Raw genomic sequence first — 15,166 nt, 5'->3', positions numbered from 1 at the left:
CATTTTGTGTTTGGGAAACCCTGATTGGGTTTGGTATAGCAACGCAAGAGATTTATTTAAGGTGTGGCTTTGCCACACCTTAAATAAATCTCTTGGTTTGGGTTTGGGCGCAAAGCGCATGCCTTAACTTGACAAAGCGGGTTCTACTCCGTCGAACTCACGTTAAAGAAGGAACCCTTGACCAGTTTCAATATGATCCGATGGCAGTCAGTCTCACGCGATTGTAACCTCAACAAAACTTTGTCTCAGTCCTAAGATCAAGGCGATCGCCTTGATCTTGGTAAATTTTATGAATTGCCCCTATTTTGCAAGAACTTGCAAGAATTTAAATCGCTGTACCCAGTAAATACAACAAGCTCATCCTAATCGCTACACCGTTAGTTACCTGTTTATCGATCAAGCTTAAACGCGGATCATCCATCAGGTCAGAGCTAATCTCCACGCCACGATTAACGGGACCGGGATGCAAGACTTGGACATTCGGCGCACATTTGGCAAGGCGATCGCGAGTTATCCCATACCGCGCATGATATTCCCGCAAACTCGGAATGAGGAATTGCCCCATCCGTTCCATTTGCAAACGCAAAGTCATCACAAAATCCGCATCCTCAAGGGCTGGCTCAAGGGTGTAATGAATTTTTGCGCCATATTCGGCAAATTCTGGTGGTAATAATGTTGGCGGAGCCGCTAGATGCACATCTGCACCGTTAGTAAGCAAACTCCAAAGATTGGATCGCGCTACCCGTGAATGCAAAATATCGCCAACGATCGCAATTTTTTTGCCCTTTAGATCCTTAGCTGTTGGCGCTTTGGGATTGAGATACATGCAAAGGGTTAATAAATCCAATAAAGCTTGGGATGGATGTTCATGCTTGCCATCACCAGCATTAAGGATCGCCACTTTGCCACTGAGGGCATCCATATCGCGGGCGATCGCCAAAGGCACACCAGCCGACTGATGGCGAATCACCATAATATCTGTACCCATAGCCAAAAAAGTTCTCGCCGTATCAAGGATAGTTTCGCCCTTGGTGAGTGCAGATGTCCCAGGGGCAAAATTTAAGGTGTCTGCTGAAAGTCGCTTAGCAGCAAGCTCAAAACTATTACGGGTACGGGTAGAAGATTCAAAAAACAAATTAGCGACAACTTTGCTCTGCAAGGTTGGTACTTTTTTATTGCGACGCGACAGCACTTCTAAAAAGCTAACGGCTGTCTGCAAAACCGTTTCATAATCATTCGGCGTAAAATCAGCCAGCGAGATTACATGTCGTCGCTGCCAAGTAAGTTCAGTCATGGTGCTTTAAAGCTAGGAGATAAAAGATACGCCCGAAATTACGCCGATGGGGGCTGGGGCAACCATGTCGTCTGGCAAGAAAGCGCGAGAGCTAACTAGTACTAGCGTAAATAAAAAGATGGCAAAAATAATGAACGGTGCAATGTACTGACGAAAGAAAGGCACAGGTTTAAATCATAGATAACCATCATATTATCTACGATTTACAGCCCTTTGCGCTAAATTAAAGCCCTAATAACTATGGAAATTTTGATTTGATTTAGCTATAACTATTACGATTATTATCAATAGTGTTTTAAGTCTATCGTGATACTTTTTTACACCAATCGTTGTCATACCCGTCTTTACCTGTTGCAAAAGCAAATTGACGTGGCGATTCTGCTTCTAAGGACATAGTTCGTTTACAGTTTGTACAAAGAATTTCCACTCATCGAAGGTAATCCCAAAAGCTGCGTCTCCCAAACTCCCAGATTTACGCACATTTTCAGGTTCGCAAAGATCGATTACTAGAGTACCGTCATCATCAAAATCCGCAAAGATATCGAAATGCACATCAACTGTCACCCCCTCAAGATCGAATATCTCTTCTTGATTTGGAGAAATTTGAGAAATGATTTTGTTAGCTTCCCTAAAAGCTTTAATAGAGATAGTAATATCTCCTCCATTAAAGCCGTCTTCAATACGAACAGTTTGGCTTTCTGTATCTACAGTAATGCTTGGAGGGGTATTAGACTCACTTAAGGATCGATACCGAGTACCGCTAGATTCACAAAACACTTTTTTGACTGTCATTTTTTTTCCTTTGGTGCGAGCACTGTATTAATCTTGACAGGTAAACCCAGCAATTTTCATTATGACTTTTGATTTGCCTAAGCCGTCAAATTTTGAACGACGGTATCGGCTTTTCAAAGATCTCTATTGCGACTATTATCAATAGATGCCGCTAGATCAAAACAAAATTTATTAGGCTGTAAACCCTAAAATAATGCTATATTAATAAGCCTACTAAAATATCTAAATAGTATTGAACTAGATCACCCCCAGAAACTAGAGCCATAAACCCATGATGAAGTTGAGATTAAAGCGATTTGGCAAGAAATTTGAAGCCAGCTATCGCATCGTTGCCGTAAACAGTACTAGCCGTCGCGATGGTCGTCCCCTTGCTGAACTCGGTTTCTACAACCCACGCACCAAAGAAACCCAACTCGATGTACCAGCGATCGTGCTTCGCATTAAGCAAGGCGCTCAACCTACCGACACCGTACGTCGCATCTTAGAAAAAGCGAAGGTATTTGATCTCGTTACTGCCTAATTCTCTGAATTAATTTCAATTTGTGCCAATCTAAACTTGTGCCAGACTATAACGCCTTAATTAGTTTTTTGCTGAAGCCATTATTAGCTCATCCAGAGGCGCTTCGGGTAGATTTTGAGTCAAATAGCAAAAGCGATCGCGTCTGGATCAGAGTTGCTTTCGATCCAGAAGATCGGGGGCGAATTTTTGGTAAAGGGGGACGAACAATCCAAGCAGTTCGGACAGTGGTGATGACCGCAGCCGAAGAAGCTGGTCATAGTGCTAGATTTGAAGTCTTTGACCCAACCCCCAACGCAAATTCGGACGACTATCAGACCCGAAACACAGAGCGTTCTGAGCCAGAACGACAAAAGGTTCAATTTGAACGTCCTCGGATTAATGTTGAAAAGCCGAAGCGACGAGAGATTTAAAATAAAAGGGGTGCTTTTGCACCCCTTTTATTTTTGGAAACTAGTGAGATCAAGTATATGAGTGTTGGCACAGAAATCCTTTGCATTGGTACGGAGCTATTACTAGGTGAAATTCTGAATAGCAATGCTCAGTATTTGGCACAGCAACTTGCTTTATTGGGAGTCCCCCATTTTTATCAAACCGTTGTTGGTGATAATCCCGATCGCATTCATCAGGCTTTAGAAATTGCGGCTAGCCGTTCTAACTTGATCATCACTACGGGCGGGCTTGGTCCTACACCCGACGATCTCACTACTGAAGCGATCGCAAATTTCTTTAATACACCTCTCGAAGAACGTCCCGAAATTTGGGAGCGCATCCAGCAAATGGCAGCGCAAACGGGCAGAACGCTTACCGCCAATAACCGTAAGCAAGCACTCCTACCCAAGGGTGCAGAGACTTTACATAATCCCGTTGGCACTGCTCCCGGGATGATCTGGGAGCCTAAGCCCAATTTATTGATTCTCACTTTCCCTGGTGTACCCAGTGAGCTTTACCCGATGTGGGAGCAAACTGCTGCACCTTTGCTCCAAGCGAGAAACTATGGACAGGGGACATTTCACTCTAAGGTTTTACTGTATTGGGGTATTGCCGAATCAGCGCTAGCGACTAAAGTCAATCATTTATTCGATCTCAAAAATCCTACGGTTGCACCCTATGCCAATTATGGACAAGCAAGACTGCGGATTACGGCAAGAGCAAATACTCAAGAAGAGGCGATCGCTTTAATTGCTCCCGTCGAAGCCGAGATTCGTGAACTCACAGGTGAGTTTTGCTATGGCACTGATGATGATACGCTGGCGACTGTGGCAGGTAAGCTATTACTGGAACGTGGTCAAACTCTAGCAGTTGCAGAATCCTGCACAGGCGGATGGCTGGGTGAGACGCTAACAGAGGTATCAGGAAGTTCTAGTTATTTCCTCGGTGGCGTGATCAGTTATAGCAATGAGGTAAAAGTTGATTTACTTAATGTCGATCACCAAGTTCTCGATCAGCATGGGGCAGTCAGTGCGATCGTTGCTGAGCAAATGGCGATCGGAGTCAAATCAAAGCTCAAATCTGACTGGGGTATTAGCATCACGGGGATCGCGGGACCAACGGGCGGGACTGAGACCAAACCTGTAGGCTTGATTTACGTGGGGATCGCCTATCCCGATGGTAAAGTCGAGGCGATCGAGTTGCGTTTTAGTCCCTCTAGAGGAAGAAATTGGATTAGAAAGGCAACTGTAATGTCAGCTTTAGATTTGTTTAGGAAAAGATTTGTTATGATTGGGTAAATAAACCTAGACGATGATAGGGAGCCAAGCATAGTGAAAGCGATCAAGAAAGCACTGAAAGAGATCGGCGAAATTCTAAATCGCGTTCTGGAAGCCCTTTTGGGTCAAAATCAGCCCCAACCTGAGTTGATTCCTATACCAGTAAGAAATAACTCACGACGCGATCGTCGCAATTAAGGTTATAAGACTCGCTTAGCGAGTCTTATATTTTGTTAGGGGGGATGTTGAGCGATCGCTGATTGCCTCACGAAAAATCAGATCATAAAAAAATAGAGGTTGAGCTTTATGATGCCTCTATTTTTTATGATGATAATTTGGCGATCGCTTCTGACGATAGCAAAATCTTTATAAGAAGATCTCTATGTTCTCAATGTTCATGACAGATTAAAAATCAGTAGTTACAAACATAAAAATTCTTAGTGACTTTATAGTGTAGACTTCTAAATTAGCTCTAAAGTTTCTCCATTTATCTAAAGCAAACCAAGTTTTCGCAGAGCATCTTCAGCGGCAATTTTCTCAGCTTTTTGTTTTTTACTATCCTTGCCGACACCATACTCACTTCCTGCAACATAAACCACAGATGTAAATTCTGGATTGTCATCAGTACCACCTGAACGAATAGTCTTATATTCAGGAGGTTTACGTCCAGGATTGTGACCAAATCCAACAGCTAAGACAACTTTTTGCAACCATCCTTTGACATCATCTTTAATTTGTGGAATTGCATCCTCGTTAGTTGGTAAGTCATTGACAACTTCTTCAAAAAAGGGATAAACCAAATCACGGACTGTTTCAACTCCAGAATCTAAGTAATACGCACCAATGACGGATTCAAATACATTACTGAGTAATGAAATTTTGCTTCGTCCTCCAGTATTTTCTTCCCCTTTCCCCAGCCGCATCCATTTACCAAGGTCTAATTTAATTGCAAATCCCGCTAATTGAGGCTTATCAACTAAATTTGAACGCAAAACAGTCATTTTTCCTTCTCTTAAATCTGGATTACGTCTGTAGAGAAAATCTCCACTTAAAAATGTGAGTAGGGCATCCCCAATGAATTCTAGTTGCTCATTATCTTCACCTGTGTTTGGGTTCTCAAATTTGTAAGAAGTATGAGTTATACCAAATCACAAAAGAGAGGCAACAGATAGAGCATCCAGTATGGAATCTCTACCGACAAGAGAAGCAATTACAGATTTAGTCATTTCGGAGAGACGATTCTTGACCAAAAGCCGCAACTCATCCATATTTTTGGGTAAAGAAAATCTCAACCCTTGCTTCAAATGTAGCCAAACCCGCTCAATTGGGTTTAATTCTGGAGAATGAGCAGGCTGAAATATCAAAATGATATTGTGAGGTAATCGTAAACGCTTAGCCCGATGACAACCAGCCTGATCAACTTGCAAGATAATTATGCTGTCTGCAAATTTCTCTGATACAAGGTCTAGAAATATTTGAAAACAGTCAGTGTTGAGATGACTAAATTCATAGAAAAAGCTTTCTCCCGTCGCAGGTTCGACGATGCCGTATAACCATGTAGCCTGAAACTGCCACTGGACTTTTGCCTTGGGTTTGACCCCACGAGCCGTTATTTTACGACCACTGATGGTTTTCAAACCAATCCTTGTTTCGTCTTGACAAAAGAATCGGACTTTTCCCGTTAATCCCAACACGGTCACGGCATACCATGCCACCATGGCTAGGTTATCCGAGAGTTTTTTTTATATTCCTCGCGTTGCCCTTGGTTTTGACTGGCGCTATAGGGACGGGCTACCTTTGGTTTTGCCTTCATTCGGTAATGCACCAAGTCATGCACATTTTTATAGGTACTTTCGATTCCTAGTTTTTCCTGTAGCCATTGTCGTATCTCTCCGTAGCTATTAAATCCTTTTTCCTGTTGCAGTTGTTTGTCCAGTGCTTTTTGCGCCCAATCTGGGATTTTGGGTATTCTGCCTACTCTTGGTTTATGGCTTAGTATTCCTGCTATTCCTCCCTCTCGATATCCTCTGATCCACTCTTGCACTGTGCTACGGTTTCTCCCGATTAGTTGAGCGGCGGCTTGCACTGTGCCAGCTTGCTTGCTTTTCAGTAAGTACAATACTTGCACTCGTTCTTTATCTGAGCCTGTTTTCTGCCGCCCTAGCATCTCTTTTAGCTCTTCTTCGCTTTCACTTATTTCTAATCTATATACCCCTGCCATTTTGTTATCCTCTTTCTCCTTTTTCTCTTATATCATCTGTTGCCTCTTCTTTGTGTTTTGGTATTAAAGCTTGATTGAGTAGGCAAGCATTTTGAAATGAAATACGTTTCAATAAGCCATCAAGTCTCTGCCGAATACGAGCTTCCATAATAGGAGAAACTTGTATCGGTTGTGATTCCTGTCTTACTTGTTCTTGAGACAAAATACGGAGAACATCTTGGCGCTGCTTATTGACATCAGTCACTTGGGGTGAAGATATAGACTTAAGCAATCGACATACGCTGTCTATCGCTCGGTATGTGTCATCGGTTAAAAAAGTAGTTTGATGAGCCCATTGATTTCTGACTTCGAGTAACTCAGTCACAAGAGCACGATCAGGCTGATTAAGATTACCCTTGAAAACCTTTTCCCATTCTTTATTTAATACCGTTAACAGTGCAGCTACATCTTCGCGGATAAAGTTTTCTGCTTGTTGTTTTGATTTCTGATGATTTGGTAAAAGTGAAACAGCTTTTTGTAGCCAATCGGAGCCATAGACTGACTGCATTTTTTGCTCAACATACACATACAGTCCTTGACGCAAAGATTCTAAAGCTTTTCCAATACTGTCTCTATTATTCGCCCCCATTCCCTAAATATCTCCATACTAGTTTTTCACTACTCTAGCAATTTTATAGCTTAAAATTACCTAAATAAGTCAGTTTTTGGCAATACGACTAGCAACCTTCCTTAAAAAATACATCCTTAAAATTTTCTTGTAGATCTGAATTTATAAGAATATTGAGAGAGCGTTTCAAATATGATATTAATTATTCTGGTGCTCTTGAGTTAGTAGCAGTTTTATGACACTTCAAAATCTAGAGCCACAACTACTTGCCCTAACGCCCAACGAAAAAGCACAGGCGATTCAGATATTAGTCCAAAGTTTAAGCAGTCCTTGGCGAGGAATAGAGAAAACGCCCAATGTCTGCGGTGGGGATGCTTGTATTGTCAGAACCCGCATTCCAGTATGGGTGTTAGTTAACGCTCGTAACTTAGGTATTAGCGAAGCTCAACTTTTAAAAGATTATCCAACTCTCTCCGCAACTGATTTAGCCAATGCTTGGGTTTATGCCATAGCCTATCCTGAAGAAATTGCACTTGCCATTAAGGAAAACGAAATTAATTAGAGAGTTGCATATTCAGATTCGAGGCGATCGCTATCTCTTTCCATCTCCATTTCTAAGACTGAGGTAGATTGCTGCGCCTCTTGGAAATAAATAATGTCTTTGCGGGGATCGACTTCACCAGTTTTAATGCGGAGATTATCGCCCACTTGAATCTGACGATTAATTCGCATTGGTAATTTCAAGCCTAAGTCCTCGATCAGCACTAGCGCCAGCTTTTCATTTTCGCGCAACCAGTCCAGCATCAGCGCTTCCCACACCACATCTTTGTTACGGCGCAGATATTCTAGACTCCAATAACGTACCGACTGCTTCTCCACCTGATTCGCATCCCAAATCGCAGGATCGATCGCTTGCAGAATAGCCGTGAGCATTTCTGCCGTAAAGGGCAAAGGCTCCTCGCGCAAAAAAGCTTTGATTTGCCAATGGGCTAGTAGATCACTATAACGACGAATTGGCGAAGTTACCTGTGCATAGGCATCCAGACCTAAACCTGAATGGCGCGACGCATACAGCCCTAATGAGCCTTTGGTCATACAGCGACAAATTGCAAATTCGCGCACGGGACCTGATGGCAATTGCATCAAAGTATCGAGGGGTGGCAATTCGGGTTGTTCTTGGTAACGATAGGGAATGGGAATATTATTTGTTTGCGCGAATTTGGCGGCGACTTCACCAGCGAGGATCATCATCTCAGCAACCAGTTGACGCGAGAAGGTATCTTCCATCAGTTCTAAGGTGAGGCGATCGCCATTTTTAGAATCAACTTTAACGCTGGTATCAGGCAAATGAATTTCGATCGCACCCTGATCAACGCGCCATTTTTTGCGAAGACGCGCAAATTCCGCAAGGCGATCGAGGTCATCCTCCACACCAAGTTGTAGCATTTCCTCAACATCTTCATAGGTGAGACGATAGTTAGGTTTCACCAAACTTGCCACAATCTCATAACGGGCAACTGCACCAACTTCATCAAGATCAACGGCAAAAGAGAGTGCATGACAGATCTTGTTCTCAATCAAGCTCATCGGACCCGCCGCTAGCTCAATCGGAAACATCGGGATCACGCCCGTGGGTAAATACACACTTGTTCCACGCTTACGCGCATCCTTATCCAGAGGACTTTCAGGATCGAGCCATCTTGTCGGATCAGCTATATGAATCCAAATGCGCTTTTTCCCATCAGCAAGAGTCTCAATGCTCAGCCCATCATCAATTTCCGTGGTACTGATATCGTCAATCGTATAAACATGCAGATGGGTGAGATCGCGCCGCAAATCCTTCATATTGTCAGGAATTGGAGAAGTAAAACATTCTTGAGCGGCGGCAATCAATTCATTGGCAAAGCGAATCGGAATCTGGCTACGTAGTAAATTGAGATTTTCATGTTCACTCCAAATACCGAGATCGACTAGCATTTGGAAAGCCGCTTGTTCATTTTTAGAACGTTTAGCAAAACTTAGAAGCTCTTGGGCTGCAGCCTTGTCCGAGGCTTCATCACCATGAAGGGCATAACGCTCTAGACAATCTAGGCGACTGCGATCGCTAGCTGTCCAAGTAACTTCACCACCCGCTAGTTTAGTGGTGATCTTTTGTTGAAACTCCTCAAGTAATCTTGCTCTTTGAGCCGCAGCCTCAGCTTGGTGCTTTAACTCTAAGACTTGTGAACTTGAGCGTGGCTCATAAAGATCTCCTTTTTGCTTAAAGTAAATTTTGTCATTACTTAATAAGCAATAGGATGCGTAGGAAGTAACAGCAGATAATTCTGAAAATAGAAGACTAGCAAGATCATTGGGATTTGTAGCTTGATTATCTTCAATCAAAATTTCCCATGCGACTTCTAAGCTAGAAGGATCGAGAAATTTTTCAACTTTTTGCAAAAATGAGGGGATTTGCAAATGGGTAAAACTAGCATTTTCACCACTAGCTTTGATGGTGTAATTAATTTCGCGGGGATGGATAGTGTGGTTATTGCCATTTTCATCGATCGCTTGAAAGTGTTTTTTACCTTCAGGACGATCAATTACGACAAGGCGGCGATCGCCATGCAATTTCACTTCGACTAGCGTACCTTTTTCCAAAATTGCCCCTTATCCACCAAAGCCAAAATTTTTCTTTAATATTCTACCGTTTTATACAGCGGTCGCTATACAAAACCAAAAACTAGAGGCGGTGCTTTGCAACGCCTCTAGTTTTTGGATAAAGCAAAAAAGTACTTTGCGCTGTCTTTACTTTATTAAACTAAACAATTTCATATTGCATAGTACTAGCGATCGCGCCAACCGCAGAGGCAGCAATCGCAGGTTGGTAAGCGCTGATAGCAGCTAATGTTGATGTTACAGGTTGTTTGGGGGCTGCGACCATAGCAGTTCCCAAAACTAGCAAGGCAATACTAGATTTAAGGCTAAAAGTGCTATTCATCTTCATATTCCTCCAACAATCTTGACCAAACAAACCCAATGACTAAACTTTGATTCTTTTTGTTTCTGAAGCCTTGGTTAAAGCGCGTTTATAAACTTTTATGGTAATGATTTTTAGCTTTATCGACTAAAAATCACTTTAATTACATTTATGATAATTGAGATATAAAAGTAAAAATGTAATTTAGATATCATGTCCTGAGTGATTTTAGTCACATACAGTCAGCACTATTGATATTAATGAGGATTAATACCTATTTACATAAAAATCTTCAACATTTTAGGGAATAACGCCCTGAAACCACTTTTTTCCATAAAAACTAAACTCTACAGACTGAACTAATTAAGCTTAGGTGATTTGAGATATTAATATGATCTGGGGCGACAGCAGTAAAAATATAGTGAATTGTAATGTGTTTCTAATGTATAGGTTTGATTAAAAATCGAAAAGCGCTGACTGGGTGATTTACGTTAATTTAGTTTTGTGGGTAAAGCCTTTTGATGAAGCGATTAATTTGAGACTGGGCATGGGCTTTAGCTTGTGCAGAATTCGCAGTTACAAGGGTCGCGATATCAGTTTCCAGAGGATTTATGGCTGGATTAGCTTGCTCATTACTCGAAACATCAGCATTTTCTAAACCCTGATTCGTGATCGCATCTGTGGGAATCTCAACCTGTGTTTCCGTGACTGTGCACTCTACAGAGTTAGCAATAACACTCTCTGGTGTTGCGGTTAAGCTCGTGTGCACATAGGTTTCCGTCGTTGATCGTTCAACTATATTGTCATTGTCAGCAATACTATCAGCACCATTTAAGTTTGCTTGATTGAAGCTAGTCGCCTGCCCAAGGTTATTGGCTAAAGGTTTTGCCGATGAATAAGTATGTGTAAACGAGTGGTTTGTGGGTGTCGTATAAGTCTTACTAATTTCTAATTCTTGGGCGATCGCAGGACTCGCCTCTTTCTCCACAGCACTTTGCTCTAAACCACTAATCAAAGAACAAGGTGGCACGATCGCACCCTTACCAATTACCGCACGCACAATTGAACTCGAAGCTCCAATGCAAGCCCCTTCCCCAATTTTACAAGTTCCATAAACCAGAACCCCAGCCCCCAAATTTGCCCCAGCCCCAATTTCTAAAAGTCCATCTTGGGCATGAAGGACAACACCCATCCCAATACATACACCTGCCGCGATTGTAATTCGCCCACCCTGATCAGCTTGAATTAATACGCCCGATGCGATCGCCGCTGTCTCATCGATCACTACATCCCCACAAACGTAGGAGCGAAAATCTCCGATCGGTTCTAAAGGTGGTAGGTAGTTCGATTGCATGATTTTTATATTCTCTAATACCAATTCACGAGAGTGTGGCAACACTTTTGTGAATTAAAAACTAAACCTAGTAAGGGTTTTCAAGTTAAGAAATGGCGTAGCCATTTCTTAACTTGGTATAAATTCATCAAGGACTTCGCTAAGTTCTTGACAACAATTACTCGCTAATTACTTTCTAAATAGAGAACCTCGCAAAGCGAGGTTCTCTAGAAACGTTACTTTGCAGGACGTTGAATGATACCTTCAAACACACGACGTTTTGCCTTGGTGTCAATACCTAGCAAACGCACATACTCATCACCATGCTCAGCAAGACAATCTTCTAAGGCACGAATTACTTCAGACTCATTTGATGCGGCGATCGGTGAGCAGCTATGCCAAGAACTAGTACGGAAATGGCGCTCATCAGCATGTTCAGTGCCAATGCGATATCCCTGAGACAACAGTTGACGAATCCGTGACAACATATCTGCACTGATTTTTCCAGCAGTACCACCACCATAGGAGCTATTAGTAGAGTTGCTTACCTTAACCGCAGTACGAGTTGCCGCTACAGGCTGACCACCAGGGCGATGCACTAGCAGTTCGACAACACGGCGCTTTGCCTTGGTGTCAACTCCAACAAGGCGGACATATTCATCGCTGTATTCGGCAATGTAATTTTCTAAAGCAGCGATCGCTGCCGCAGGACTACTAGCTGTAATAGCGGGTAGAGTCTGCCAAGAAGTTGTACGGAAATGACGCTCATCGGCATGTTCAACACTAATGCGATGACCTTGAGCTAAAAGTTGCCCTACTGTAGTTGATACGTCATTGGCAACACCATTGCCATTGGTTGCACGAGGTGCGCTATAGCTGGCTGCTGCACCATTACCATTGGACTGACCAATGCTCACAGCTTGACTATCAGCACGTTGAATAATTGTTTCCACTACACGGCGTTTCGCTTTAGGATCGACTCCTACCAAACGCACATATTCGCCTTCATGCTCAGCAAGAATACTATTTAAGGCGGCGATCACTGTAGATTCATTCGAGGCATCGATCGCAGGACCAGTCATCCATGCTGCGGAACGGAAACGACGGGCATCAGCATACTCAGTACTAATGCGATATCCTTGAGCGAGAAGTTGACGAACTTGGCTAGAAATATCACTATTGCTCACATTAGCTGCACCATTGGATGAAGCTTTAGGTGCAGTATAAGTATTGTTGCTAGAAGCAGAATTGCTAATTACCACAGGCTTATCACTGGGGCGTTGAATAATTGTCTCGGCAAGGCGGCGCTTAGCTTTGGGATCGACTCCAAACAAACGTACATAATCGCCTTCGTTTTCGGCGAGAGCCTTTTGGACAGCCGAAATTACGGTCGAAGCTTCAGATGTATGTGGGATTGCACAGGACTGCCAAGATCCAGTGCGAAATCGGCGTTCATCGGCGTACTCAGCCGCAACATGGTAGCCCTGAGCTAAAAGTTGTCGTATTTGCTGTGCTAAATCCCCATTCATAGGTTCATTCCTCTGTGCTGGTGTATTTGTAAGATTTTGATTAATTTGATTAGAATGTTGCTTATTAAGCTGTGTATTAAAACTGGCAGCAGCATCACTGATTGGCTGTGACGAGTTCTCTTGTTGTTGGCGAATCGGTGTAATGCAGGCAATATCAGCAGCACAGCGATAACCTTGTCTTAAGGACTCGTTGATACCGACAACATGACTCGCAAAGTTTTGGTCTGATTCCCGTACATTCGGTAGCAGATCGGCTTGTTGCTGCGTTGTAATCACTGCACCAGAAGGAACATATTTACCCGCAGGAATTTCTACATCTTGGACAAGGGCATGTAAGGAAATAATGCAACCGTCTCCGACCCGCGCATTAAATACCGTCGAGCGGAACCCGATAAAACAATTATTACCAACATAGGCTGGTCCATGAATCAGTGCCATGTGCGTGATGGAGGTACTATCACCAATCCAGACGGAATATTCTTTACCGTCATCGCCAACCACACGACCTTTTTCCAGACCATGAATTACAACACCATCTTGGACGTTCGTACTATCTCCAATATGAAAAGGATTGCCCTCATCTGCACGAATCGAAGTTCCAGGGGCAATCAAAACATTAGCGCCGATATAAACGTCGCCAATTAGATTGGAAAAAGAATGAACGTAGGCTGATGGATCAATTTTGGGTTCTGCCAAGTTCCTAGACCAAGGTGTAGGGGGGGCAGCAAAGCTACGAACTACCATAGTGAATCTGCACTTCTAAGCTTTACCTATATCTTGATTGTCAAAATCGAGAGTATAAGAACTTAAAAGCGCTCCTCCAAATAACAACTTAAGCTACAACGTCGGAGAACTGTGTATTTACTAGCGCTGATCAATAATTGAACGAGAGATACTTATGAATAAATACCTCTATTGCATCCTCTCACTGTATTTTTTGCTGTAGAGAGTGCGATCGCTCAAACTCACTGTGTCGATGATGGCAATAACTGCGGCATCAATCGGACGATTTTCGCTATTTGTCACCTGTCTAGCACCACTACCACGAGTAAATAGCACCCATTCATCTACACCAGCACCGACTGTATCAGCAGCCACTTCGTACTCTGGAAGCAACTGCCCTTGCAAATCGATAACTTGCAAAAGCAGAAACTTAGTTCCAGACAAATTGGACTCTTTGTAGGTACTGACGACCGTACCGCAAACTTTAGCGATTTGCATATTGTTATGAGTACGTTTACAGAATGAATAAAATACGGATAGATGCTAGGCAAAGTCTGATTAATAACAAAAACAACCTTTAGATAAAGGTTGATCGCGCTAGCTAAGTCCTTACTATGGACGGTTGATAGGACGGATAGAGTTCACATTGTCACGGAACTGATCGACTTCTTCGGTATAACGAATAGGTAGAACGTATTCAAGGTTTTCGTGAGGACGCGCAATGATGTGTGTGGAAAGTACTTGTCCGCCGTTTACACGCTTTACGGACTCAGTACCTGCTGCTACTGAAGCTTGTACTTCGGATACATCGCCACGGACGATAACGGTCACACGACCACTACCGATCTTTTCGTAGCCAACTAAGGTTACGCGAGCGGCCTTGACCATAGCATCTGCTGCTTCTACAACGGCAGGGAAACCAAGGGTTTCAATCATTCCAACTGCGATCGCCATAATTAATGTTCTCCTAATAAAAAACAGATAATGAAATTAATGAAAATTTAGTCTTTTGATACTTTTTTGAGAGAGTCTTTTTGAGACAATCTTTAATAAGTAATTTTAAAAAGCAAATTGCTCTACTTCTCGCGTATAGCGAATAGGCAGAACATACTCTAGGTTTTCGTGTGGTCGAGCAATGGTATGAGTCGAAACAACTTCGCCCCCATTAACCCGATTTGCACCTTCAACACCAGCAGCCATAGCAGCTTTCACCTCAGAGATATCACCTCTGATGATGACGGTTACTCGTCCACTACCGATTTTCTCGTAACCCACAAGGGTAACGCGAGCAGCCTTGACCATAGCATCAGCAGCTTCTACAACTGCGGGGAAGCCTCTGGTCTCGATCATTCCAATACCGATCGCCATAATTTAAGTCAGTGTCCTTACGACTCTCTAAAAAACTGAAGTTCTTGAGGTTGTATCTATCAAAAGATGTAGATGCACAAGCGCAACTACTGATCTTAGCTACGATCGGTTCGC

Annotated in this window: 18 protein-coding genes; 5 read left to right on the top strand and 13 right to left on the bottom strand. The window is 42.9% G+C overall.

Annotated features, from left to right (window positions below; translation table 11 throughout):
• Positions 1–325: 325 nt before the first annotated feature.
• Positions 326–1,294 carry an aspartate carbamoyltransferase catalytic subunit gene (locus ABM313_RS16165; protein WP_094532089.1) on the bottom strand — a complete coding sequence of 323 codons (969 nt, stop codon included), beginning with the start codon at positions 1,292–1,294 and terminating at the stop codon, positions 326–328.
• 384 nt (positions 1,295–1,678) lie between these two features.
• Positions 1,679–2,086 carry a hypothetical protein gene (locus ABM313_RS16160; protein WP_434684198.1) on the bottom strand — a complete coding sequence of 136 codons (408 nt, stop codon included), beginning with the start codon at positions 2,084–2,086 and terminating at the stop codon, positions 1,679–1,681.
• Between the two features lie 271 nt (positions 2,087–2,357).
• On the opposite strand from ABM313_RS16160, the gene rpsP reads away from it, so the two are divergent.
• The 4 genes from rpsP to ABM313_RS16140 are packed head-to-tail and all read left to right on the top strand — an operon-like array spanning position 2,358 to position 4,510.
• Positions 2,358–2,606, top strand: coding sequence for a 30S ribosomal protein S16 (rpsP, locus tag ABM313_RS16155; RefSeq protein ID WP_094532087.1), 249 nt, complete (start codon positions 2,358–2,360; stop codon positions 2,604–2,606).
• A gap of 38 nt (positions 2,607–2,644) precedes the next feature.
• Entirely contained in the window at positions 2,645–3,016 is a 372-nt protein-coding gene (locus tag ABM313_RS16150) for a KH domain-containing protein (protein ID WP_434684197.1), read from the top strand.
• A 57-nt stretch (positions 3,017–3,073) separates the two neighbouring features.
• Positions 3,074–4,333, top strand: coding sequence for a competence/damage-inducible protein A (locus ABM313_RS16145; protein ID WP_434684196.1), 1,260 nt, complete (start codon positions 3,074–3,076; stop codon positions 4,331–4,333).
• A 33-nt stretch (positions 4,334–4,366) separates the two neighbouring features.
• Positions 4,367–4,510 carry a hypothetical protein gene (locus tag ABM313_RS16140; protein WP_434684195.1) on the top strand — a complete coding sequence of 48 codons (144 nt, stop codon included), beginning with the start codon at positions 4,367–4,369 and terminating at the stop codon, positions 4,508–4,510.
• Positions 4,511–4,803: 293 nt separating this feature from the next.
• On the opposite strand, the gene rnc is transcribed toward ABM313_RS16140, so the two are convergent.
• From rnc to ABM313_RS16120, 4 genes are read right to left on the bottom strand one after another with little or no spacing between them, the layout of a single operon-like run.
• A complete protein-coding gene (rnc, locus tag ABM313_RS16135) occupies positions 4,804–5,454 on the bottom strand; it encodes a ribonuclease III (RefSeq protein WP_434688498.1) in 651 nt (216 codons plus the stop codon).
• A 6-nt stretch (positions 5,455–5,460) separates the two neighbouring features.
• Positions 5,461–6,030, bottom strand: a complete 570-nt coding sequence (locus ABM313_RS16130; protein ID WP_434683804.1) for an IS630 family transposase — start codon at positions 6,028–6,030, stop codon at positions 5,461–5,463.
• Positions 6,031–6,032: 2 nt separating this feature from the next.
• Positions 6,033–6,533 carry a helix-turn-helix domain-containing protein gene (locus tag ABM313_RS16125; protein WP_434683803.1) on the bottom strand — a complete coding sequence of 167 codons (501 nt, stop codon included), beginning with the start codon at positions 6,531–6,533 and terminating at the stop codon, positions 6,033–6,035.
• 4 nt (positions 6,534–6,537) lie between these two features.
• Positions 6,538–7,161 carry a Swt1 family HEPN domain-containing protein gene (locus tag ABM313_RS16120; protein ID WP_434684194.1) on the bottom strand — a complete coding sequence of 208 codons (624 nt, stop codon included), beginning with the start codon at positions 7,159–7,161 and terminating at the stop codon, positions 6,538–6,540.
• 214 nt (positions 7,162–7,375) lie between these two features.
• Here ABM313_RS16120 and ABM313_RS16115 point away from each other — a divergent pair, with 214 nt between their 5' ends.
• Positions 7,376–7,702, top strand: a complete 327-nt coding sequence (locus tag ABM313_RS16115; protein ID WP_434684193.1) for a DUF433 domain-containing protein — start codon at positions 7,376–7,378, stop codon at positions 7,700–7,702.
• Here ABM313_RS16115 and ABM313_RS16110 read toward each other — a convergent pair.
• The 7 genes from ABM313_RS16110 to ABM313_RS16080 all read right to left on the bottom strand — a co-directional run bounded on the left by ABM313_RS16110 (position 7,699) and on the right by ABM313_RS16080 (position 15,052).
• The gene (locus ABM313_RS16110; protein ID WP_434684192.1) at positions 7,699–9,780 is read right to left on the bottom strand and encodes a ribonuclease catalytic domain-containing protein; all 2,082 of its coding nucleotides are present in this window, start codon (positions 9,778–9,780) and stop codon (positions 7,699–7,701) included. The two genes, ABM313_RS16115 and ABM313_RS16110, sit on opposite strands and share 4 nt — an antisense overlap.
• Positions 9,781–9,940: 160 nt before the next feature.
• The gene (locus tag ABM313_RS16105; RefSeq protein ID WP_434684191.1) at positions 9,941–10,120 is read right to left on the bottom strand and encodes a hypothetical protein; all 180 of its coding nucleotides are present in this window, start codon (positions 10,118–10,120) and stop codon (positions 9,941–9,943) included.
• A 475-nt stretch (positions 10,121–10,595) separates the two neighbouring features.
• A complete protein-coding gene (locus ABM313_RS16100; protein ID WP_434684189.1) occupies positions 10,596–11,453 on the bottom strand; it encodes a hypothetical protein in 858 nt (285 codons plus the stop codon).
• 215 nt (positions 11,454–11,668) lie between these two features.
• The gene (locus tag ABM313_RS16095; RefSeq protein WP_434684188.1) at positions 11,669–13,705 is read right to left on the bottom strand and encodes a ribulose bisphosphate carboxylase small subunit; all 2,037 of its coding nucleotides are present in this window, start codon (positions 13,703–13,705) and stop codon (positions 11,669–11,671) included.
• A gap of 168 nt (positions 13,706–13,873) precedes the next feature.
• The gene (locus tag ABM313_RS16090) at positions 13,874–14,182 is read right to left on the bottom strand and encodes a EutN/CcmL family microcompartment protein (protein WP_434684187.1); all 309 of its coding nucleotides are present in this window, start codon (positions 14,180–14,182) and stop codon (positions 13,874–13,876) included.
• Positions 14,183–14,296: 114 nt separating this feature from the next.
• Complete coding sequence (locus tag ABM313_RS16085; protein WP_190578735.1) at positions 14,297–14,638, bottom strand: carbon dioxide-concentrating mechanism protein CcmK; 342 nt, start codon at positions 14,636–14,638, stop codon at positions 14,297–14,299.
• Between the two features lie 105 nt (positions 14,639–14,743).
• Entirely contained in the window at positions 14,744–15,052 is a 309-nt protein-coding gene (locus ABM313_RS16080; protein ID WP_094532067.1) for a carbon dioxide-concentrating mechanism protein CcmK, read from the bottom strand.
• Positions 15,053–15,166: the final 114 nt, after the last annotated feature.

Origin of the sequence: Pseudanabaena minima str. Chao 2107 (genome assembly GCF_051131155.1) — a bacterium.
Classification (GTDB): domain Bacteria; phylum Cyanobacteriota; class Cyanobacteriia; order Pseudanabaenales; family Pseudanabaenaceae; genus Pseudanabaena; species Pseudanabaena minima.
This window is presented reverse-complemented; position numbering and strand designations above follow the sequence as displayed.